We start from the raw sequence: 20461 nt of genomic DNA, 5'->3' as shown, positions 1-20461 counted from the left end.
TTCACATGGACAAAAAGATGACGTTTCAAACCATTTCTTTGAGTTCGTTATCCAAAGTTTTTGCGGATGAGGCGCCTCAAGAAGCGTCGTACAAGCAAGCAACCGCCTTGCGAGGAGAGCACTTTGCCTACCAAATTGCGTATACCTCCAATCAACAAATGAAAGACATTGAGGTAGAGATCCATTCGACACTTGGGCTTCCTTTTACCCTTCGCGCTGTAGGACTTGTTCCTGCAGAAATGCCTTGCTATGCGGACCATGATGAGCATGTGCTGCGGACGGCGCCGGGGTTGTACCCAGATCCTTTGTATCCGCTTGAAGAATCGACGATAATAGCACTTCCTGGCCAATGGCGATCCGTCTGGATTCATGTTGAACTGGATGCATCTGTTGTTGCGGGCACGTATAACGTGCATGTAAGTTTCCTTTCACCGCAAGGAGAGAAACTAAGTGAAGAAGTGTTGGAACTCACCGTACTCGCAGCCACACTTCCTAAGCAGAAACTAATCCATACGGAGTGGTTTCATACGGATTGCATAGCAACGCAATATAACATCGATGTGTTTAGTGAGGCGCATTGGTCACGCATTGGACAGTTCTTAGAAACAGCAGTTAAGCATGGTATCAACATGATTCTGACTCCGATCTTTACCCCGCCGCTGGATACAGCAATTGGTGGCGAGCGTCCTACCGTGCAGTTAATTGATGTCAGTGTTGTTGAAGGTAAGATCGATGCCAGTACCACGTATGCTTTTGAATTTTCAAAGTTAGAGCGATGGGTAGCGCTTTGTCAGAGCAAAGGTGTTGAGTACTTCGAATTCGCCCATTTGTTCACCCAATGGGGTGCTAAACATACCCCGAAAATTGTAGCTACGATGAATGGGAGCGAACAGCGAATTTTCGGTTGGGATACAGATGCGGCAGGGGAAGCGTACGCTCATTTCCTAGAGCAGTTCTTACCAGAACTAGATAAAGTTATCCGACGTCTAGGTATCGCATCATGCAGTTATTTCCATGTGTCTGATGAGCCTACCAAAGATCACTTGGAATCTTATAAAAATGCGAGTGATCTCGTGCGGAAGCTGCTTCCTCCCGATTATCCGATTATCGATGCATTGACGAATATCAGTTTCTATGAGCAGGGGATTGTTCAAAAGCCGATTCCATCGAACGACCATATTGAGCCTTTCCTTGAAGCAGGTGTCCCGGATTTGTGGACGTATTACTGCTGCGTACAGTACAAAGAAGTATCCAACCGTTTCTTTAACATGCCGTCTGCACGGAATAGGATCATTGGCTTGCAGTTGTACAAGTTTGATATCCAAGGATTTCTACATTGGGGTTACAATTTCTATTACTCCCAGTATTCCATGAAACAATTGGATCCGTTTAAAGTAACAGATGCCTTGTATACATTTCCTTCTGGAGACAGCTTCGTCGTGTATCCAGGAGAAACAGGGCCAATCGAGTCGATTCGGTTGGAAGTATTCCATGAGGCACTGCAGGATTTGCGAGCCCTACAGTTGCTCGAGACGTATATCGGCAAGGAGCGAACCCTTGCCTTGATTGAAGAAGGCTTGCCAGAGCCCCTCACATTTTCCGTTTATCCGCGCAGTACAGAATGGATGCTCGATGTGCGTGAGCGGATTAATCAGGCGATTGCAACTTACAGTTGAATACGATACAAACGTGATAAGCTGCTCCCCTGGAAAAGGGGACAGCTTTTTTGGTCTTGACACATGATGGAGCGTGATCTAATATTATTCTATTATAAAACCAAGTTAACTAATCGGAATAATATGTTTTATTTCATGTAGGGTGAAAGGGGTGCTTGCCTTGAACATTGAGAATATCGAAGCCTTCGTGTATGTCATTCATTATGGCAGCTTTAACAAAGCGGCAGAAGTTCTTTTTTTATCCCAGCCATCCGTCACGGCACGCATACAATCCCTAGAGCGTGAGCTGGATTGCCGACTTTTCGAACGGATTGGGAAGCAGATTTCATTGACGGACGATGGGAAGAAATTTCTTCCTTATGCTGGGCAGCTGTTGCAAACTTTTCAGAAGAGTAAAATTCAATTAAAGCAGAAACGCACGCTGCCCAACGAGTTGCGCGTAGGTTGTACTGTATCGGTTTCGAACTATATCATCCCATCCATTATACCGAAACTCAAGATAAAATATCCCGATGTGAACTATAAGCTAACTACAGCATCTTCCGAGGAGATCATTACAAAGGTGCTGAATCGCGAGTTAGATTTCGGTTTTGTACGGAATATTAGTCACCCTAATCTCGTTTCAGCCAAAGCTTATGAAGATCCTATTCGTTTATATGTCTATGAAGGCCATCCATTTATAGGGGACGAGACCATTTCTATTGATGATATAGGTGATTATCCGCTTGTTTTCTTTGAATGCGGGTCCCTCGACTGGATGCGAATCCACCGACTATTTGCCAGTATGAAGCAACCGCCGAACATTGAATTTCAGACAGATACGCTAGAGACTGCGAAGAAACTAGTGCTTGGACGTGTAGGTATTGCGTTTCTTCCTAGCCTATGTGTCGAGCAGGAAGTCAAAGAGGGGAAGCTATTCCCCATTCACTTTCCAGAAGTAGCAGGTATCTCCCTACAAACGAACATGATTGTATTGAATGGTGAGAACGCCTTGTTTTTCAATAGTGCCTTAGATTTGTGTAAAAGAATCGCTCAGTCGATTCGAGAAACGATTTGACTTCTCGATATGCATATAGAAAAACTCTATTATCCAGTTCGACGACTCCATGATACATTAAATCCACAGAATTAATTCATATAAAACAAGTAGGAATTATAAGAATAATTACAATGGGAAATTTGGAGGGGTTCACGATGAAACAATTCACAACACTTACGGTAACAACATTAGCATTAGCTTTGGTAGCGGTAGGATGCGGATCGAAAAGCGAGACAACGAATGCTTCTCCTAAAGGAGCTGCTGAGGCAACGACAGCACCAACTGCCACTGCGGCTGCAACGGCTGCACCTGTGAAAGTAAAGAAAATCATCGTAGGCACAGGGACACAATTCCCCAATGTAGCCTTTCTAGATAAGGATGGAAAACTTACAGGATACGATATTGAGTTAGTAAAAGAACTCGACAAGCGGTTGCCAGAATATGAGTTCGAGTTCAAAACGATGGACTTCGCTAACCTGCTGCTTAGCTTGGAAACGAACAAAATTGATTTCGTTGCACATGAAATTGAGAAGAACAAAGAGCGTGAACAGAAATATTTGTTCAACAACGAGCCGTATGCGTACTGGAAAACCAAAGTCATCGTAGCGAAAGAGAACACAACTGTGAAAACGATCGATGATTTGAAGGGCAAGAAAGCACTAACGACAGCTACAAGTGCAGAGGCCACACTGCTGGAGAACTATAACAAAGCCAATGACAATGCGATCAAAATTGTGTATCAAAGCGGCGCAGCCAACGACTTGGTTACGCAGCTTACAACAGGGCGTGCTGATGGCGCACTTGGTGCAGATTTCTTGCTTCCACTCGTAGATCCGCAAAGTAAATTGAAAACAGTCGGACCGATCATTGAGGAAGCGGAAGTGCGTTTCTTATTCCGCAAAAATGATAGGGATGGGCAAGAGCTTGCAGACAAAATTGACGTGGCTCTGAAAGCTGTCAAAGCAGACGGTACGCTCGCGAAGTTGAGCACGCAGTGGCTGGGTGGAGACTTTACGAACAAAGATGATGTGAAATAGATAAACGTTCCATAATGTTAAGAAAGGTGAGATCGCTCTTATGGCAAACAAATTCGATATCACCTATGTATTTGATTTTCTGCCGAAATTACTGAATTACATTCATATTTCCTTATTCATTGTTGCTTGCTCGATGGTGCTCGGAATCGTCTTCGGATTTCTCATAGCCTTGCCCCGGCTGTATCAAGTACCAATTGTACAAAGGTTATCTCAGATTTATGTTTCCTTCTTCCGAGGGACACCGATTCTGATTCAGCTATTTCTGATCTATTACGGTTTACCTGAGCTGCTGAAGGGGATCCATATGGATGTCTCCAGAGCCCCTGTTTTATCGTTTGTGATTCTAACATTTGCTTTACATTCTGGGGCTTATATTTCGGAAGTCATCCGCGCAGCGGTCAAAGCCGTGGACAAAGGGCAAGTAGAAGCCGCCTATTCTATAGGGATGACGGGTTACCAGGCCTTTAACCGCATTATTATGCCGCAAGCACTAGCGATTTCGCTGCCCAACTTTACAAACCTGCTTATTGCCAACTTGAAGGATACCTCATTGGCATTCTCACTAGGTGCGATGGAATTGATGGGGAAAGCTCAGACGCTTGGAGCGGCCACTCAACATTTTATGGAAACGTACATTTCCTTGTCCATTATCTATTTCGTTATTTGCTTTGGACTGGAGAAACTGTTTATGTACATCGAGAAACGCTTACTCCAACACGAGCAACCGCTAGTGGCGGAGGAACGTGAGCCTCTATCACGCAGATGGTTCAAGGGTGTCTGGTCCTCGCAACCAGATAAAGGAGGCTTCCAAGCATGAGTATTGATCCAGGATTCATAGGGACGGCCTTTGTTCAATTGCTTTCTGCACTGCCAACTACACTAATTATTACTATTGTCTCAGTCTTCTTTGGATTCCTAATTGGAGCCTCCGTAGCTTTAATCCGACTATACCGCGTGCCTTATATCCATTATATCGCAACAGCTTATGTGACATTTGTTCGCGGAACACCGATGCTTATGCATCTGCTGCTAATCTATTTCGGATTGCCGATGATCATCGATTCGATTGCCGTTACTTTCGGATGGAGCTTCCGTTCCGTGTCTATACCGATGATCGGCTTCGCCTTTCTTTCCTTCTCGATCACCGCTGGTGCGTACCTTTCAGAGGTCGTCAGATCGGGTATCGTAGCGATTAATCGGGGACAGATGGAAGCGGCCTATTCCATTGGGATGACGACCACACAGGCGCTGCGACGCATCATTTTGCCACAAGCATTTGCGGTCAGTTTACCGAACTTATCCAATACGTTGATTGGTATGCTGCATGGCTCTACATTGGCTTTTACGGTATCTGTGGTGGAAATCAACGCCAAAGCACAAATCGTCGCAACGACAAATTGGAAATTCTTCGAAGCATATATTGCTGCAGCCCTGCTATTCTGGGGAATCACCTTCTTGATTGAGCGAGCCACGGGCTTACTAGAGAAACGAATCAATCTGTATAACCGAGGTGGCGTGTCATGATTCAACTGACGAATATCACCAAATCGTTTGGTAAAAACGAGGTGCTTAAGGGGATCAACCTTACTGTGCAAAAAGGCGAAGTCGTCTGTATCCTTGGCCCCAGCGGTTCGGGAAAAACAACGCTGCTCCGTTGCTTGAACTATTTGGAGAAGCCGAGTCTAGGCGAAGTGACGATCGGAGATTTCACCGTGAATTGCAAGCGTCCCAGCAAAGGGGACATTCATGCGCTCAGGCAAAAAACCGCGATGGTATTCCAGCATTACAACCTATTCAAACATAAAACAGTGCTCGAAAACGTTATGGAAGGTCTTGTGATTGTCCAGAAACAATCAAAGGAACTGGCAAGAGCGACCAGCGTAAAGGTGCTGGAGAAAGTGGGTTTGGGAAGCAAGTTAGATGCCTATCCAAGTCAGCTATCTGGTGGGCAGCAGCAACGTGTAGGGATTGCCCGTGCACTGGCTCTGAATCCTGAAGTCATTTTATTCGATGAGCCGACATCCGCACTCGATCCCGAACTTGTTGGTGAAGTGCTGGACGTGATTCAGAAGATCGCGAAGGAAGGCATCACGATGATCATCGTTACCCATGAAATGGGTTTTGCCCGAGAAGTGGCTAATCATGTGGTCTTTATGGACGAAGGCGTTATCGTTGAAGAGGGCAACCCGAGGGACATTTTCGGCAATGCCAAAGAAGAACGCACGAAGCAATTCCTGAAGCGTATTACGCCCGAATGGAGCTACAACATTTAGCATCAGGCAGTTATGGAAATGGAGTGTATGAACATGGGGATTAAATTAAGCATTTTGGATCAAAGTGTCGTATTTCCCGGTGAAACGGCTTATGACGCTTTTCAGCATACGATTGAACTTGTACAGAAGGCGGAGTCGCTCTCATATAACCGCTTCTGGGTATCTGAGCATCACGATTCCGAACAAGTAGCGGGTTCTTCACCGGAAGTATTAATTTCTCATTTGCTGGCCAAAACAGAGCGCATTCGCATTGGCTCCGGCGGGATCATGCTGCAGCATTACAGCCCCTATAAAGTGGCTGAGAACTTCAATGTGCTTGCTTCGCTTGCACCAGGTAGAGTGGATCTCGGCATAGGCCGCGCACCAGGTGGTCTTCCTCGTTCTACGAAAGCTCTGCAACAGGGGATTACAGAAGCAGCTTCCTTATCCCATAAGTTGGAGGACCTTCAACAGTTTGTGACAAATCAACTGCATGATGAGCATCCTTTGAAGGGCTTGAAGGTCTCGCCAATACCAACAGTGCCTGTGGATATTTATATCCTCGGGGCAAGTGCAGCGAGTGCACAATCGGCTGCTGAAGCTGGTTTACCGTATGTATTTGCCCAATTTATTAATGGGGATCATGCGATTGCAGAAGCGGCTTTTGAAGCGTATCATCACCATTTTAATACGGGAAAAGGTACACAACCTAAGCTTCTCTTGGCGCTCTCACTTATCGTAGCTGACACGGAAGAAGAAGCAATCAAGCTTGCAGGAGAATATAAGAATGTAAAAATTCATTTGGAAAATGGCAAGACATTAACCGTTGGAACCCTTGAGCAAGCTGAGGAATATGGCCGCCAAACGCAGGCAAAGTTTACGGTTGAAGAGAAACAGGCAGAGATTACGAAGGGTACCAAAGAGACCGTGCGTCAAAAACTACTCGAGATCCAACAGAAATATAACATCGATGAATTTATCGTAACGACATCCGTGAAAGATTTTAGCAAACGCCTGAGGTCATTTGAACTGCTAAGTGAAGCATTCGCGGAATTGTTGGTGTAAGTCCGAAGGAGGTAAGTAGAATGAGTGCAACAACTTTTCAAGAGACGTCTCCGGACTTGGCACAGAAGCTGGTGGATATACGACGTCATTTACATCAGCATCCTGAATTGTCGCATGAGGAAATCCAAACAACAGCTTCGATAACTAGTTGGCTTAGGGATGCGGGGATCCGTATTGCGGATTACCAGCTGAAAACAGGTCTAATTGCAGAAGTCGGCGGCTTGCAGGAAGGGCCAATCGTTGCCATACGGGCTGATATCGATGCGCTTCCAATTCAAGAAGATACAGGGCTTCCTTATGCATCGCAGGTAGCAGGGAAGATGCATGCTTGCGGTCATGATTTTCATACAGCTGCCGTTCTTGGTGCAGCGATTCTGCTCAAACAACACGAGCGAGAGCTCAAGGGAACCGTTCGTTTCATTTTTCAACCGGCGGAGGAGAAGGCACAGGGAGCGGAGCAGGTGATAAAGAGCGGCGCACTTGAAGGGGTTCGCGCAATTTATGGCATGCATAACAAACCTGATCTTCCTGTCGGCACGATCGGGATCAAAGAGGGGCCACTGATGGCCGCAGCGGATGGATTTGTGATCGAAGTTGAAGGACTTGGCACACATGCTGCTGTCCCAGAAGCGGGGATAGATCCCATTGTAACAGGAGCACATATCATTACTGCCCTCCAATCGATCGTTAGCCGCAATGTGAGTTCATTGCAAAGTGCAGTCATCAGTGTAACTCGTATCCATAGCGGAACAGCTTGGAATGTCATTCCGGACAAAGCCATTCTGGATGGCACGCTGCGCACATTTGATGAGAATGTCCGTTCACTCGTTATTGAGCGATTAGAGCAAGTAGTTCATGGTGTTGCTGCCGCATATGGAACCAAAGCCTCAGTCCGATGGATTAAAGGACCACCATCGGTATTCAATGATAAGCAATTAAGTCTGTTGGCGAAAGAAGCGGCAGAACAAGCTGGTCTGAATGTCATTACACCTGTCCCGTCACCAGCAGGCGAAGATTTTGCCTTTTATCAGAAGAAAATTCCCGGGGTCTTTGTATTTATGGGTACATCAGGCCCGCAAGAATGGCATCATCCTGCTTTTGATATTGATGAACGAGCTTTGCCGATTAGTGCACGATATTTTGCTATTTTAGCTCAGAACGCCTTAGAAGACCTATCATCCGACAACCCTTTGGAGGTATCCATATGAGTACAACAATTCCCGATTTATCTCTCTATCTGCATACACACCAACAACTCCAGGAAGCGATTCAAGGCCTGAGCGAAGGGCAATTGGTTTGGAAACCAGCATCGGACCAATGGAGTGTGACAGAGGTTCTGTCTCATTTGGCCGACCATAACATCGTCGTGTCCTTTCGAATCCGTGCTATTATTTCGGGCGCATCCGCCATATTACCAGCATTTGATCAAGATCCATGGGTAAGCAGCACCAAAGCCAATGAAGGCTTAGCTTCCGATATCTTAGTTCTATTTCAGTCGTTATTAGTGTATAACCATGAGCTTTTTGGGCGATTATCACCCGAGGATTGGGAGAAAACAGGCGTTAATTTCAAAGGACAAACACTCACACTGAAAGATGTTGTTCACTCCTTTATCGCACATGTACAGCATCATTTGGGACAAATCGCACGAATCAAGCGAGCGTTGGAAGCGCACGTATAGGAGGGATTGGATATGGCGGATGCACAAGAAGTACACCTTCGAGATGCCAACGATGGAGACCGAGAAGTGATTCGAAGAGTTCTGGAAGATGCCTATGGTCAATATCGTAATGTGTTGCCTCCAGAAGGCTGGGATCAATATAAAGAAAATATTATCGCATCTGTCGATAGTAATAAGCCCATTGCACGGATTGTTGCATTGATTAACGATGAAATTGTTGGCACATCTCAATTGTTCCAATCCTCTGAAGCTGCTTATGGCGCACCAGAGCTAGAGATTGAGTCGCCTATTCTTAGGTTGCTAGCCGTTTCGCCAAGTGCCAGAGGCAAGGGGATTGCTACCGCATTAATTAAAGAAAATGTGAAACGCGCTGCTGAGTTAGGTGCAGTTACACTTCATTTGCATACCTCGGATATGATGGAATCGGCCGTGAAGCTTTACGAACGATTGGGCTTCGAACGCGCTTATGACAAAGATATCCAAAAAGGTGAAATACTCGTGAAAAGCTACCGGCTTCATATACAAACCGCCGCGATATTGTGAAAGGATGGAGATAACCATGGCTAAACAAAAACAAATCAAACTAGGTGCCATTATTCATGGTGTTGGTGGTCATGTGTCAGGATGGAGACACCCTGAAGCGATTACAGATGCTAGTGTGAATTTTGGTTTTTATAAGGGGCAAGCACAGAAAGCCGAAGCAGGGAAATTCGATCTCTTATTTATCGCGGATGGCCTCTATATTACCGAAAAATCGATCCCTCACTTCCTTAATCGATTCGAGCCGATTACCATTCTATCTGCGTTAGCGTCAGTCACTTCGAACATCGGCCTTGTAGGGACATTATCCACGTCCTATAGTGAGCCTTTCACCGTGGCTCGGCAATTTGCTTCCATTGATTTAATTAGTGACGGACGTTCCGGTTGGAACGTAGTTACCTCTCCACTAGAAGGTTCAGCCAAAAACTATAGCAAAGCTGAGCACCCCTCTCATCCCGAACGCTACCAGATCGCTAATGAATATTTGGAAGTGACACGTGGGCTATGGGATTCGTGGGAAGATGACGCTTTTGTTCGTGATAAAGAGAGCGGTGTGTTTTTTGACCCAGATAAACTCCATACATTGAACCACAAAGGTGAATATTTCTCCGTCCAGGGGCCGCTGAATATCGCTCGCTCTAGACAAGGACAGCCGGTCATATTCCAAGCAGGCGCTTCAGAGGATGGCCGAGCGTTTGCGGCGAAAGTGGCGGATGCGATTTTTGCAGGACATGAATCAATTGACGATGCGAAAGCGTACTACGCGGATATCAAAAAGAGGGTAGCCTCCGAAGGTCGTAATCCGGATGAAGTCGTTATCCTACCGGGCATTGCCCCGATAATCGGACTCTCAGAAGAAGAAGCCGAGCGCAAATACCAAGAAGTCGCGAACCTCGTCACCATTGACAAAGCGCTGGATTATCTAGGCCGCTTCTTCGAGCATCACGATTTTTCACAATACCCATTAGATGAACCTTTCCCTGAACTAGGTGATTTCGGGAGCAATAGCTTCCGTAGTGGAACTGACAAAATTAAGCAAAATGCCAAAGAAAAGAACCTAACCCTACGCCAAGTCGCTTTGAACGTGGCTACACCTCGCAACGAATTCACGGGAACCCCTGAATATGTGGCTGATCGCGTACAAGCGTGGTTCGAAGAAAACGCCGCCGATGGTTTTATCATCGCAGCTGCCCTGCCCAAGGGCTTGGACGACTTCGTCGACCACGTAGTACCAATCCTGCAGGAGCGCGGATTGTACCGAACAGAATACGAAGCCGATACACTTCGCGGAAACCTCGGCATCCCAGTACCCACGAATCGTTACACAAAAGTGAATGCGTAGTCGCATGACATGACGTTCCTGCTGCCTACATCAATCAAAACATCTGCAATAACCGTGTAGCACCCGTTTTCAATATGACTGTCCACAAACCCGAAAAGGCCAGTGGGCAGTTTTTTTGCGACTAACGTATCAAGAACAATTAAGTAGCTAACCTAAATACAATACCTTATAGTCCCTATAACCCTGAGCCACAAACGCCAAACGCCAAACGCCAAGCGCCAAGCGCCGAACGCCGAACCCCAAACCGCAAACCGCAAACCGCAAACCGCAAACGCTGAACTCCAAACCCTTAAGCTCCTCAAGTATTCACAAACCTATTGGCATCGTAACTTTTAGACTCATTGCGCGGTAGCCGTCCGCCCTTATATCTAATGAAAAACTATTTTCTGAGATATCTACAATAAATTAATCTAGCAATAACCGAACCCCGAACCCCGAACCTAAAAACTTAAGCACTTTAAGCATTCACATATTTACAAAGCTACTCGAATCTTAATTTTGTAAACTCATTACACGATAAGCGTCCGCCCCCCTTATCTAATGAAAAACTTTTTTCTGAGGTATCTACAACAATAACTCAATCTAGCATTAAGATTCTTAAAGAAAAGAACAATATATATAGCATTGAATCTAAGAGGGAAATAGAATTTCAAAAATTGAAAAATCACCTTGACCTCATAATGGTTTATTTAACACACACACACACTCATTCACTCACTCATTTACTTACTCACTAATTAACACACTTTCTTGTAGATACCACAGGAAATGTTCTTTGGTGAAATGGATGTCGAGGGGATGCCTCCAATTGAGAAATGATATTCATCTAGATGTAAAATAACTGATTTATCGTGCTTGGTTGAAACTTGTAGATACGACAGAAAATGTCTTTAGGTGAAAAGGTTGTCGAAGGAGCTCATCCTAGTTGAAATGAGATATGTATTTAGTGTTGATGTAGTAGATCTATCCCACGTATCTGTATTTTTTAATACTTTAGTCAAGTTCCGTACCTTTGCGCATATACTGTGTTAGATTCTTATCTTATGTTTGTACGAAAGTCATGAACATGCTCTGAAAGCGATTACCTATCTACATTTACGTGACAAAATTCACAATGATGACAGGCCTTACAGGTCAGTTGTCCAAACATGCAAGCCAGTTCCCCGCAGAAACAGGAGGGTGCAGAGATGCTGCATATTGTCGTTTGTATTAAACAAGTACCGGACTCTAGAGAAATTCGCATTGATCCCAAGAATAATACGCTCATACGTCAAGGTGTACCTAGTATTGTGAATTTCTATGATATGCATGGCTTGGAAGAGGCATTGCGCATCAAGGATGAGCAAGGTGCGCGTATTACTGTTGTCACGATGGGACCGCCCCCAGCTGAAAAAGGCCTCAAAGAATGCATTTCGTTAGGCGCTGATGATGCCGTATTGGTGACGGATCGTGGTTTTGCTGGAGCGGATACCCTAGCTACCTCGTATGTTGTTGCTCGAACCATTCGCAAAATTGCGGAAACGTGGGGGCCAGTGGATATCGTTTTTTGCGGAAAACAAACGCTAGATGGTGATACCGGACAAGTTGGACCAGGTGTTGCTTGCCGGTTGGATTTGGAGCAACTGACTTATGTTAACAAGGTAGTTAAAGTCGATGAAGAAAACCGTAAAGTACGTGTACACCGACTTCTTGAGGACGGTATAGAAGTGGTTGAGACAAGCATGCCCGTCTTGATCACCGTATTAAAAGAGTTGAACAAAGTGCGACGAGCTTCACTGCCGGGCATGATTCGTGCGGCTAGATATAAGCCAACGGTTTGGACGACGGCGGATTTCCCAGATCTGGAGCGAGCAAAGATTGGGCTTAAAGGTTCGCCGACGATTGTAGCCAAAACATGGGTACCTGAGATCAAAGCGGTGAAAACGCAAATGATCACTTTCGATAGTCCAGAAGCAGGCGCAGTTCAACTGGCCGACAAGCTATTGACGAAGGATATGCAGACACTATTGGATTGGGCTTGATAGATAGGAACGGAGGATGACACGATGGCAAGAGAAACGGAACAGATTGATCCGACGATGCCGGACTGGTCGGCATATCGTGGGGTTTTGATCGTTGTTGAGCAGCGTGAGGGCATCGCGAAAAAGGTGTCCTGGCAGCTGCTAGGCGAAGGCAAAAAGCTAGCTGCGAAGCTGGAGGCGCCGCTCATGGCGCTCGTCATCGGCGAGAATGTTGCACATCTCGCTGATGAAGCCGTGGCCTACGGCGCGGATCGGGTGTACCTCTGCGAAGCTGCGGAGCTTCGCAACTACAGGACCCGGCCTTACAGCCGGGTCTGCTTGAAGCTGATCGAGGAAGCGAAGCCCGAGATCGTGCTGTTCGGCGCGACAGCTACCGGTCGCGATTTAGCAGGTGCGATTGCAACGCACCTGCCGACGGGGCTGACGGCCGACACGACGCAGCTCGATGTGGAGCCGCCGCCATCGCGGCTGTTGCTGGCCAGCCGGCCAGCTTTCTCTGAGAAGATGATGGCCACCATCCTCTGTAAGCAGTACCGGCCGCAGATGGCGACAGCGCGCGCTGGTGTGTTCCAGGCGCTGCCGAAGGACGCGGAGCGCCAAGGCGAGATCATCGCGATTACCGCGACGATGCGGGAGGAAGAGATTGATGCGCAGGTGCTAGACTTCCTGCGCGAAACAGGGAAGCTCAATCTCGAGGAATGCGAGATTATCGTGGCTGGGGGCCGTGGGCTGGGCGGGCCCGATGCTTTCAAGCTGCTTGCCGAGCTAGCGGAAGCGCTCGGCGGTGTCGTTGGCGCGTCCCGCGCTGCCGTGGATGCGGGCTGGATCTCCCACGAGCATCAGGTGGGGCAGACGGGCGCCACGGTTCGGCCTAAGCTGTATTTCGCCATCGGGATCTCTGGCGCCGTGCAGCACACGGTTGGTATGAGCCATGCCGATGTGGTTGTCGCAATCAACAAAGATGAGAGGGCACCTATTTTTCAATTTGCTCATTATGGGCTTGTTGGCGATCTATTCAAAATAGTCCCTGCGATTACAGAGGAGTTCAGAAAACGTCGTACGCTTTTTGGCGTTCCTCCTTCATCAGTGGTGGATGCCTCGATATCCACTACACAGACGCAGACTGAGGCGACCATCACGCGCGAGAGGAGTGAAGCAAAATGAATGAAAAATTCGACGCTATCGTCGTTGGTGGCGGACCAGCAGGAGCAGCCGCAGCGCTAACCATGGCACGAGCTGGTTTATCGGTTGTATTGCTCGAGAGAGGCGAGTTTCCTGGTGCCAAAAACATTTTTGGTGGTGTCCTCTACCGTAAGCAAATCGAAGAACTTGTTCCTGAGTTTTGGACAGAAAAGAACTTTCCAATGGAGCGCTATATTGTTGAACAAAGAATATGGATGATGGGCAAAGAGTCCATGGTCACGTTCGGCCATCGCAATGAAGCTTATAAGGAGCCTTACAATTGTTTCACGGGGCTGCGGGTCAAATTCGATCAGTGGTTCGCTGAAAAAGCTGTCGCAGCAGGCGCGATACCAATTTACGAAACCGTGGCACTGGATGTTATTCGTGAAGGTAACAAGGTTGTTGGCGTAAGAACCGACCGTGATGATGGTGATCTATATGCAGATGTTGTCGTCATTGCGGATGGTGTTAACTCCTTGCTTGGCAAAGCAATGGGGATTCATAAAGAATGGATGCCAGATGAAGTGTCTTTAGCAGTCAAAGAGGTGATTGCGCTGCCACGCGAGAAGATTGAGGACCGCTTTGGGCTTGAGGGGGACGAAGGTGTCACCATCGAATTTATGGGCGAAACCTCACTCGGCATGGCGGGTATGGGTTTTCTATATACGAATAAAGAAACGATCTCATTAGGGGTCGGAGTGATGGTTAACCATTTACGGGATAAAAAGGTGAAACCATACGCTGTACTTGATGCGGTTAAACAGCATCCGATGATTCGGAAGTTGATTCAAGGTGGCGAGACCAAAGAGTATTCTGGCCATCTCATTCCAGAAGGGGGGTTTCATTCAATCCCAACCTTATCTGGTGATGGCTGGTGTGTCTGTGGTGATGCTGCGCAGTTAATTAACTTTGTCCATCGGGAAGGGACGAATCTAGCTATGACCTCGGGCCGATTAGCGGGTGAAGCCATTATCGAAGCGAAGGCACGCGGGGATTTCACTGCTCCTACGATGCATCTCTACGATAATAAAATCAAAGAATCATTTGTACACAAGGATCTGCAGAAGTACAAGGGTATGCACCAATTTTTGAAAGAGCAGGATCCGGAATTATTGTTCGATCGGCTGCCTCGCGCTGTCAATGAAGCGGCATACAATATGTTCCTTGTGGATGGGATTACGAAAGCCGAGAAGCAAAAAATGGCTATGAAGCTTATCAAAAATGCTGCAGGCGGTACAGTAAATTTGATGAAGCTGGGCTATAAGGGATGGAGGGCGATGAACGGATGAGCCAAAGTGATATTTCAGATAAACTGTTTACCATTCGTTACAAATGCGATGACAAGTCCCATCTCGTCATTAAGGACAAACAAACCTGCTTGAATTGTGTTACTAAGGATTGTAATTATTTCTGTCCTTCCGATGTGTATGAATGGGAAAAGAAACTTAAAATTACGACGGTTGCATTTGAAAATTGTATTGAATGTGGCACATGTCGGATAGCGTGTCCTTCGTATAACATCGACTGGGTGTATCCGAAGGGCGGCCATGGGATGACGTATAAGTACGGTTAAGTGTAGTGTTTGAATGAAGATAGAGTGGAGACCAGATTTAAGGTTTCCACTCTATTTTTTGTCGAAAAACAACATTTCTCCATATGTAGGTGTCGTTTCTCCATAGTTTTGTTCCTTTTCGGACATGATAATAGAACATAGGAGGGATTAATAATGTCAATTTCGTTTGAATCTGTACAAGGTATTTTCCATTTGCACAATAAACATATGAGCTATGTGATTCAGCTTATCAATGGTTCCTATCCAGCCCACGTGTACTGGGGTAGATCAATACGTTCTGGTCAACTCGGTACAGTGATTCAATATAAGGAACGAGCTTCTTTTAGCCCGAACCCGGTCAAGGAAAATAGAAAGATCTCTTTTGATACACTTCCACAGGAATACCCTGCTTATGGGACAAGCGATTTCCGTGAACCTGCTTATCAAGTTGCTCTTCCGAATGGCTCTACGATCACTGAGCTTATCTATGATAAACATAGGATCATCCAAGGTAAGCCTGCATTAGATGGTTTACCCTCAACTTATGTAGAAAGTGATCACGAAGCGGAAACGTTAGAAATTGAGCTGGTTGACAAAGTTGCTGGTTTGCGTGCAATTCTAACCTATACGATTTTCACTGATCATGCCGCAATCACTCGTTCTGTTCGTTTCGTGAACGAAGGTACGGCTGATCTGAAGCTGCTGCGTGCGTTAAGTATGAGCGTGGATTATTCCCATGCAGACTGGGATCTGTTACAACTCTCAGGCAGTTGGGCACGTGAACGCCATATTGAAAGAAGAGCTTTGGCGCCAGGTAAGTTGACTGTCGAAAGCCGACGCGGATCCAGCAGTCATTCACATAACCCGTTTGTTGCTTTACTTGCCAAGGATGCTAATGAAGACTATGGGGATGTATACGGGTTTAATCTTGTGTACAGCGGGAATTTCGCAGCGCATGCCGAAGTGGATCCTTTTGCAACAGCACGTGTTTCCATTGGGATTAATCCTTTCGATTTCAGCTGGTTATTAGAGCCAGGACAGCAGTTCCAAACGCCTGAAGCCGTAATGGTGTACTCTGGTCATGGGATTGGCGAAATGTCCAGATCTTATCACCGCTTGTACCGTACGAGACTATGCCGCGGGGAATTCCGTGATCGTGTACGCCCTGTTCTCGTCAACAATTGGGAAGCGACGTATTTCGATTTTAATGCCGATAAAATTGAGAGCATTGCGCAGGCTGGTAAAGAGCTTGGCATTGAGCTTTTTGTCTTAGATGATGGTTGGTTTGGCAAAAGAAATGATGATACGACTTCACTTGGGGACTGGGTTGTCGATAAAGCGAAGCTTCCAAATGGACTTGAAGATTTGGTAGAACGAGTGAACAAGCTTGGCTTGGAATTTGGCCTATGGTTTGAACCTGAAATGGTATCACCAGATAGTGATTTATACCGTAAACATCCCGATTGGTGTCTGCATGTGCCAGATCGTCGACGTACGGAAGGTCGTGGGCAGCTCATTCTCGATTTCTCACGCGAAGAGGTATGTAACGGCGTGATGAGCATGTTGCGTAACATTCTAAGCAGTGCACCAATTACTTATGTCAAATGGGACATGAACCGGAATATGACTGAAATTGGCTCCGCGGCTTTGCCGCCAGAACGTCAAAGAGAAACTGCACATCGTTACATGCTTGGCTTGTATCGTGTAATGGAAGCCATCACATCAGAATATCCGCATATCTTGTTTGAAAGCTGTTCGGGTGGTGGCGGACGTTTCGATCCAGGTATCCTATATTACATGCCGCAAACGTGGACAAGCGACAATACCGATGCGGTATGCCGTTTGAAAATCCAATATGGTACGAGTATCGTGTACCCTGTTAGTTCCATGGGATCACATGTATCTGCTGTGCCTAATCATCAAGTTCATCGCATGACATCTTTGGAAACTCGCGGCCATGTCGCTATGTCTGGCAACTTCGGCTATGAACTTGATCTGACGAAGTTTACGGAAGAGGAGAAGGAACTTGTCAAACGTCAAGTTGCCGATTACAAACAACTCCGACCGCTTGTTCAATTTGGCGATATGTATCGCCTGTTGAGCCCGTTCGAGGGGAATGACACCGCTTGGATGATCGTCTCCGAAGACAAGACACAAGCTATGGTTGTTTTCATCCGAGTGCTTGCTGAACCTTATGCACCGTTAAAAACGTTGCGCTTAAAAGGACTCAACCCTGACTTCGATTATCAAATCGAAGGTTCCGAAGGACTGTTCCCTGGCGACCATCTGTTATATGCCGGTTTACCTGTCACTGGACTTCATGGTGACTTTGAGAGTAAAATCTGGCTGCTAAACGCTAAGCAGCAGTAATTAATAAGACAGAGAGTAACCCTCATTTCCCTTTTTGGGAAAATGGGGGTTTTACGCATCTTAGCAGAAGATTCATTTTTCTGGAATAATGCGATATGATAGATGGAATCAACCATTTTATAAGTGAAGGGAGACATTTCTAATATGTTGCAGCGTCCTCGTCATGACGAATATTCATCCTACTATACGGGGTATATCGGGCTGGTGCCCGAAGGAGATTATGTATCCATTTTGATCAGCCAAGAAAAGGCACTCGTTTCCTTATTTTCTAATTTAACTGAGCAGATAGCTCTATCTCGCTATGCCCCTGGGAAGTGGAGCCTGAAGGAAGTGTTGGCTCATATCACTGATACAGAGCGAATTATGAGTTACCGATTATTGCGCATCGCGCGGGGAGATACGACGGATTTACCGGGATTTGATCAGGATATTTTCATTGCAAATGCCGCGTTTGACGATGTAGCTCTGACAGATTTAGTGAAGGATTTCCAAGCTGTGCGACAGGCTACATTAGCCTTGTTACCTACGATCACTGAAACAGCGTGGACACGTGTTGGGACAGCGAATACATTCGCCATTTCTGCGCGAGCCATTGCCTATGTAATCGCAGGACATGCTCAGCATCATCTTAACATCGCCCAAGAGAAGTACTTATGAGTTAACCCCTATCGAGGCCATTCATTGATGAGCGACCGCTTTTAGATGTAGATTTTATCGCCAATAAGAAAGCTGTTTTAAGGCCTGAAAACTTATCATTTCTTATGTGGTAGCAAAAAGAAACCTGAAATCCATTATGGATTTCAGGTTTCTTTTTAGTACAGTGAAAGTGCCAGTGAATCTCGTTCATTCAAGGAATGAAGAATTGCTTCACACCCGACAATCTCGATGCTGATGATTGAATCCAGACATTTCTTGAGTGTTGCTCTACCTTTGGTGACCTTGGCCTCAAGCGCTGACTTCAGTAAATTGAACTTCTTTTTATTTTTCTCATCGGAGTATACGGGTACAGGTTTGTTATGAATCGTAATAAACATTTTCATGAGTTCCACCATCCTAAGAATTGGATATAGTTCTAGCATATCGGATTATTATTAATAGAACCTTAAAATAGTTTTACAATTTTAAGACAAATAAGAGATTGCTATGTATTTTCGTATATAAATAATACGATTTAGGTGCAGAAAATGTTTCATACATTGGATAATAATATTGAATATTGTGTGAATTTATCTGAAAATATGACTAGGTGTGCTGCATGTTAAGGCGATATGCTTTAGGTGAGGTGCCGAACCGTTGCTTAAAAGCACGATGAAAGTAAGGGTATGAGCCGAAACCGCAGCTAAGAGCGATTTGTTCTAAGGACATAGAACTATCATGCATTCGCTCGACCGCACTGGAGAGACGGACTTCTGTCGCATATTGGATCATCGTTTTACCAAAATATTCTTTGAACAAATGAACCGCTCGGGAGATACTAAGACCTACGTGGTCTGCGACATCTTCAATCTTGAACGCTGCGGTAGCATGTGCCTCTATGAAACGTTTCATGCGTGTGCCTGTGAAAGGGCGACCTTGCACCGTTTCTGTTGCCGCGCGTTCAAGATAAAGGCAAAGTGCTTGGAGCAAATAGCCGCTTAGTTCCGGATTCTCATCTTCCATTCTGCGCTTCTCGAGACTTAATTGCCGCCACAGTGAAATCATTCGGGGATCAAGGTCAATCCGCATACATGTGGGTCTATTGTTACTTTTCCACCAAGCATCAATCCAGTCACCTTTGCAAAATAAATAATAGTCGCCGCTAGCAATTTTTTGATCAGGTTGTGTCTTTTTCTGTTCGATTCGTAATTCGTAGGGATCACCTGGCTTAAACAAAAGAAGATGACCAGCTTCAATCGGGATCATACGCCCATCTACAAGAGCCTCACAAAAGCCTTCAGTTTGTAGTCGAAAAAGATAATAATGCAACCCCGATTTATTACTGCTATAAAACGGATCCATATGAAAAGAATACCCGCAAGTTAATAGTTCAGCTTTCATGTCGTTTCGCCTTTCGTAGCCAAATAAGAGATGTTTTAATTATATCGTGAATGGTCATAATAGGCTAATCTCGCTTATACTAAGGCCAAGGTTACTAATATCGATTTCACTAAGAGAAAAGAGGAGAACAAATGGGACGTTTAGGAATTGGCATTCAACTGTACACATTGAGAGATGATATGGCACGTGATATGGAAGGTACTCTTCGCCACGTTGCGAAGTTAGGATATGAAGGTGTTGAATTTGCTGGATATTTTGACATGCCTGCAGATAAACTTAAAGGTTTGCTTGACGAGCTTGGATTGAAAGCTTTCGGAAGCCACATTAGCTTGCAAAGATTCCGTGATAATTTCCAAGCTGAGATTGACTACTTGAAAACAATCGGCGCTACTTATGCCATTTGTCCGTATGTTGGCGCTGAAGAGCGTGAGAACGTAGAACAATGGAATTCCCTTATTGCTGAGTGCCAAGCTCTTGCGGTTGAGACGCAAAAACAAGGCTTGCAATTCCTTTATCACAACCATGACTTCGAATTCCACTACAAAGTCGAAGATGAGTTTGTTTTCGATGCGATGTATGCAAATAACGACGCGATTAAAGTTGAAATGGACGTGTGTTGGGTACAGTTCGCTGGGCAAGATCCATTAGCGTACATTGCTAAGTATGC

Annotated in this window: 20 protein-coding genes; 18 read left to right on the top strand and 2 right to left on the bottom strand. The window is 45.7% G+C overall.

Annotated features, from left to right (window positions below; translation table 11 throughout):
• Positions 1–5: 5 nt before the first annotated feature.
• The 17 genes from A8708_RS26020 (at position 6) to A8708_RS25940 (ending at position 18414) form a co-directional block, all read left to right on the top strand.
• Complete coding sequence (locus A8708_RS26020) at positions 6–1676, top strand: DUF4091 domain-containing protein (RefSeq protein WP_068668447.1); 1671 nt, start codon at positions 6–8, stop codon at positions 1674–1676.
• A gap of 160 nt (positions 1677–1836) precedes the next feature.
• Positions 1837–2733 (top strand): LysR family transcriptional regulator, encoded by an 897-nt coding sequence (locus tag A8708_RS26015; RefSeq protein WP_068668445.1) that lies wholly within the window; start codon positions 1837–1839, stop codon positions 2731–2733.
• A gap of 137 nt (positions 2734–2870) precedes the next feature.
• Positions 2871–3752 (top strand): transporter substrate-binding domain-containing protein, encoded by an 882-nt coding sequence (locus tag A8708_RS26010; RefSeq protein ID WP_068668443.1) that lies wholly within the window; start codon positions 2871–2873, stop codon positions 3750–3752.
• A gap of 40 nt (positions 3753–3792) precedes the next feature.
• Positions 3793–4569: an amino acid ABC transporter permease gene (locus A8708_RS26005; RefSeq protein WP_068668441.1), complete on the top strand. Its 777-nt coding sequence runs from the start codon at positions 3793–3795 to the stop codon at positions 4567–4569.
• Positions 4566–5276, top strand: coding sequence for an amino acid ABC transporter permease (locus A8708_RS26000; protein WP_068668439.1), 711 nt, complete (start codon positions 4566–4568; stop codon positions 5274–5276). The genes A8708_RS26005 and A8708_RS26000 overlap by 4 nt, the downstream gene beginning before the upstream one ends.
• Positions 5273–6025 (top strand): amino acid ABC transporter ATP-binding protein, encoded by a 753-nt coding sequence (locus A8708_RS25995; RefSeq protein WP_068668437.1) that lies wholly within the window; start codon positions 5273–5275, stop codon positions 6023–6025. The genes A8708_RS26000 and A8708_RS25995 overlap by 4 nt, the downstream gene beginning before the upstream one ends.
• Before the next feature lie 33 nt (positions 6026–6058).
• On the top strand, positions 6059–7069 hold the full coding sequence (locus A8708_RS25990; protein ID WP_068668435.1) for an LLM class flavin-dependent oxidoreductase: 1011 nt from the start codon (positions 6059–6061) through the stop codon (positions 7067–7069).
• Between the two features lie 20 nt (positions 7070–7089).
• Positions 7090–8277, top strand: coding sequence for a M20 peptidase aminoacylase family protein (locus A8708_RS25985; RefSeq protein ID WP_068668433.1), 1188 nt, complete (start codon positions 7090–7092; stop codon positions 8275–8277).
• Complete coding sequence (locus A8708_RS25980) at positions 8274–8750, top strand: DinB family protein (RefSeq protein ID WP_068668431.1); 477 nt, start codon at positions 8274–8276, stop codon at positions 8748–8750. Before A8708_RS25985 ends, A8708_RS25980 begins: the two co-directional genes overlap by 4 nt.
• 12 nt (positions 8751–8762) lie before the next feature.
• Positions 8763–9293: a GNAT family N-acetyltransferase gene (locus A8708_RS25975; RefSeq protein ID WP_068668429.1), complete on the top strand. Its 531-nt coding sequence runs from the start codon at positions 8763–8765 to the stop codon at positions 9291–9293.
• Positions 9294–9309: 16 nt separating this feature from the next.
• The gene (locus A8708_RS25970) at positions 9310–10632 is read left to right on the top strand and encodes an LLM class flavin-dependent oxidoreductase (RefSeq protein ID WP_068668426.1); all 1323 of its coding nucleotides are present in this window, start codon (positions 9310–9312) and stop codon (positions 10630–10632) included.
• Between the two features lie 1187 nt (positions 10633–11819).
• Positions 11820–12653, top strand: coding sequence for an electron transfer flavoprotein subunit beta/FixA family protein (locus A8708_RS25965; protein ID WP_068668424.1), 834 nt, complete (start codon positions 11820–11822; stop codon positions 12651–12653).
• 24 nt (positions 12654–12677) lie between these two features.
• A complete protein-coding gene (locus tag A8708_RS25960; protein ID WP_068668422.1) occupies positions 12678–13817 on the top strand; it encodes an electron transfer flavoprotein subunit alpha/FixB family protein in 1140 nt (379 codons plus the stop codon).
• Positions 13814–15124, top strand: a complete 1311-nt coding sequence (locus A8708_RS25955; RefSeq protein ID WP_068668420.1) for an FAD-dependent oxidoreductase — start codon at positions 13814–13816, stop codon at positions 15122–15124. The genes A8708_RS25960 and A8708_RS25955 overlap by 4 nt, the downstream gene beginning before the upstream one ends.
• Complete coding sequence (locus A8708_RS25950; RefSeq protein WP_028554142.1) at positions 15121–15408, top strand: ferredoxin family protein; 288 nt, start codon at positions 15121–15123, stop codon at positions 15406–15408. Before A8708_RS25955 ends, A8708_RS25950 begins: the two co-directional genes overlap by 4 nt.
• Before the next feature lie 153 nt (positions 15409–15561).
• Complete coding sequence (locus tag A8708_RS25945) at positions 15562–17757, top strand: alpha-galactosidase (RefSeq protein ID WP_068668418.1); 2196 nt, start codon at positions 15562–15564, stop codon at positions 17755–17757.
• A 144-nt stretch (positions 17758–17901) separates the two neighbouring features.
• Positions 17902–18414, top strand: a complete 513-nt coding sequence (locus A8708_RS25940) for a DinB family protein (protein WP_068668416.1) — start codon at positions 17902–17904, stop codon at positions 18412–18414.
• Between the two features lie 155 nt (positions 18415–18569).
• Here A8708_RS25940 and A8708_RS25935 read toward each other — a convergent pair whose 3' ends face one another.
• Both A8708_RS25935 and A8708_RS25930 read right to left on the bottom strand, forming a co-directional pair.
• A complete protein-coding gene (locus A8708_RS25935) occupies positions 18570–18797 on the bottom strand; it encodes a hypothetical protein (RefSeq protein WP_028554145.1) in 228 nt (75 codons plus the stop codon).
• Between the two features lie 202 nt (positions 18798–18999).
• On the bottom strand, positions 19000–19794 hold the full coding sequence (locus tag A8708_RS25930) for a helix-turn-helix domain-containing protein (RefSeq protein WP_068668414.1): 795 nt from the start codon (positions 19792–19794) through the stop codon (positions 19000–19002).
• 131 nt (positions 19795–19925) lie between these two features.
• Here A8708_RS25930 and A8708_RS25925 point away from each other — a divergent pair.
• Positions 19926–20461 (top strand): sugar phosphate isomerase/epimerase family protein (locus A8708_RS25925; RefSeq protein WP_068668412.1); only part of this gene is annotated, 536 nt, incomplete at its 3' end.

Origin of the sequence: Paenibacillus oryzisoli (assembly GCF_001653565.1) — a bacterium.
GTDB classification, from domain to species: domain Bacteria; phylum Bacillota; class Bacilli; order Paenibacillales; family NBRC-103111; genus Paenibacillus_E; species Paenibacillus_E oryzisoli.
This window is presented reverse-complemented; position numbering and strand designations above follow the sequence as displayed.

Bases quoted from the DNA above. Each gene is read 5' to 3' on its own strand.
- A8708_RS26020 (WP_068668447.1), top strand. From the start codon at position 6: ATGGACAAAAAGATGACGTTTCAAACCATTTCTTTGAGTTCGTTATCC.
- A8708_RS26010 (WP_068668443.1), top strand. From the start codon at position 2,871: ATGAAACAATTCACAACACTTACGGTAACAACATTAGCATTAGCTTTG.
- A8708_RS26005 (WP_068668441.1), top strand. From the start codon at position 3,793: ATGGCAAACAAATTCGATATCACCTATGTATTTGATTTTCTGCCGAAA.
- A8708_RS26000 (WP_068668439.1), top strand. From the start codon at position 4,566: ATGAGTATTGATCCAGGATTCATAGGGACGGCCTTTGTTCAATTGCTT.
- A8708_RS25995 (WP_068668437.1), top strand. From the start codon at position 5,273: ATGATTCAACTGACGAATATCACCAAATCGTTTGGTAAAAACGAGGTG.
- A8708_RS25990 (WP_068668435.1), top strand. From the start codon at position 6,059: ATGGGGATTAAATTAAGCATTTTGGATCAAAGTGTCGTATTTCCCGGT.
- A8708_RS25985 (WP_068668433.1), top strand. From the start codon at position 7,090: ATGAGTGCAACAACTTTTCAAGAGACGTCTCCGGACTTGGCACAGAAG.
- A8708_RS25980 (WP_068668431.1), top strand. From the start codon at position 8,274: ATGAGTACAACAATTCCCGATTTATCTCTCTATCTGCATACACACCAA.
- A8708_RS25975 (WP_068668429.1), top strand. From the start codon at position 8,763: ATGGCGGATGCACAAGAAGTACACCTTCGAGATGCCAACGATGGAGAC.
- A8708_RS25970 (WP_068668426.1), top strand. From the start codon at position 9,310: ATGGCTAAACAAAAACAAATCAAACTAGGTGCCATTATTCATGGTGTT.
- A8708_RS25965 (WP_068668424.1), top strand. From the start codon at position 11,820: ATGCTGCATATTGTCGTTTGTATTAAACAAGTACCGGACTCTAGAGAA.
- A8708_RS25960 (WP_068668422.1), top strand. From the start codon at position 12,678: ATGGCAAGAGAAACGGAACAGATTGATCCGACGATGCCGGACTGGTCG.
- A8708_RS25955 (WP_068668420.1), top strand. From the start codon at position 13,814: ATGAATGAAAAATTCGACGCTATCGTCGTTGGTGGCGGACCAGCAGGA.
- A8708_RS25950 (WP_028554142.1), top strand. From the start codon at position 15,121: ATGAGCCAAAGTGATATTTCAGATAAACTGTTTACCATTCGTTACAAA.
- A8708_RS25945 (WP_068668418.1), top strand. From the start codon at position 15,562: ATGTCAATTTCGTTTGAATCTGTACAAGGTATTTTCCATTTGCACAAT.
- A8708_RS25940 (WP_068668416.1), top strand. From the start codon at position 17,902: ATGTTGCAGCGTCCTCGTCATGACGAATATTCATCCTACTATACGGGG.
- A8708_RS25935 (WP_028554145.1), bottom strand. From the start codon at position 18,797: ATGAAAATGTTTATTACGATTCATAACAAACCTGTACCCGTATACTCC.
- A8708_RS25930 (WP_068668414.1), bottom strand. From the start codon at position 19,794: ATGAAAGCTGAACTATTAACTTGCGGGTATTCTTTTCATATGGATCCG.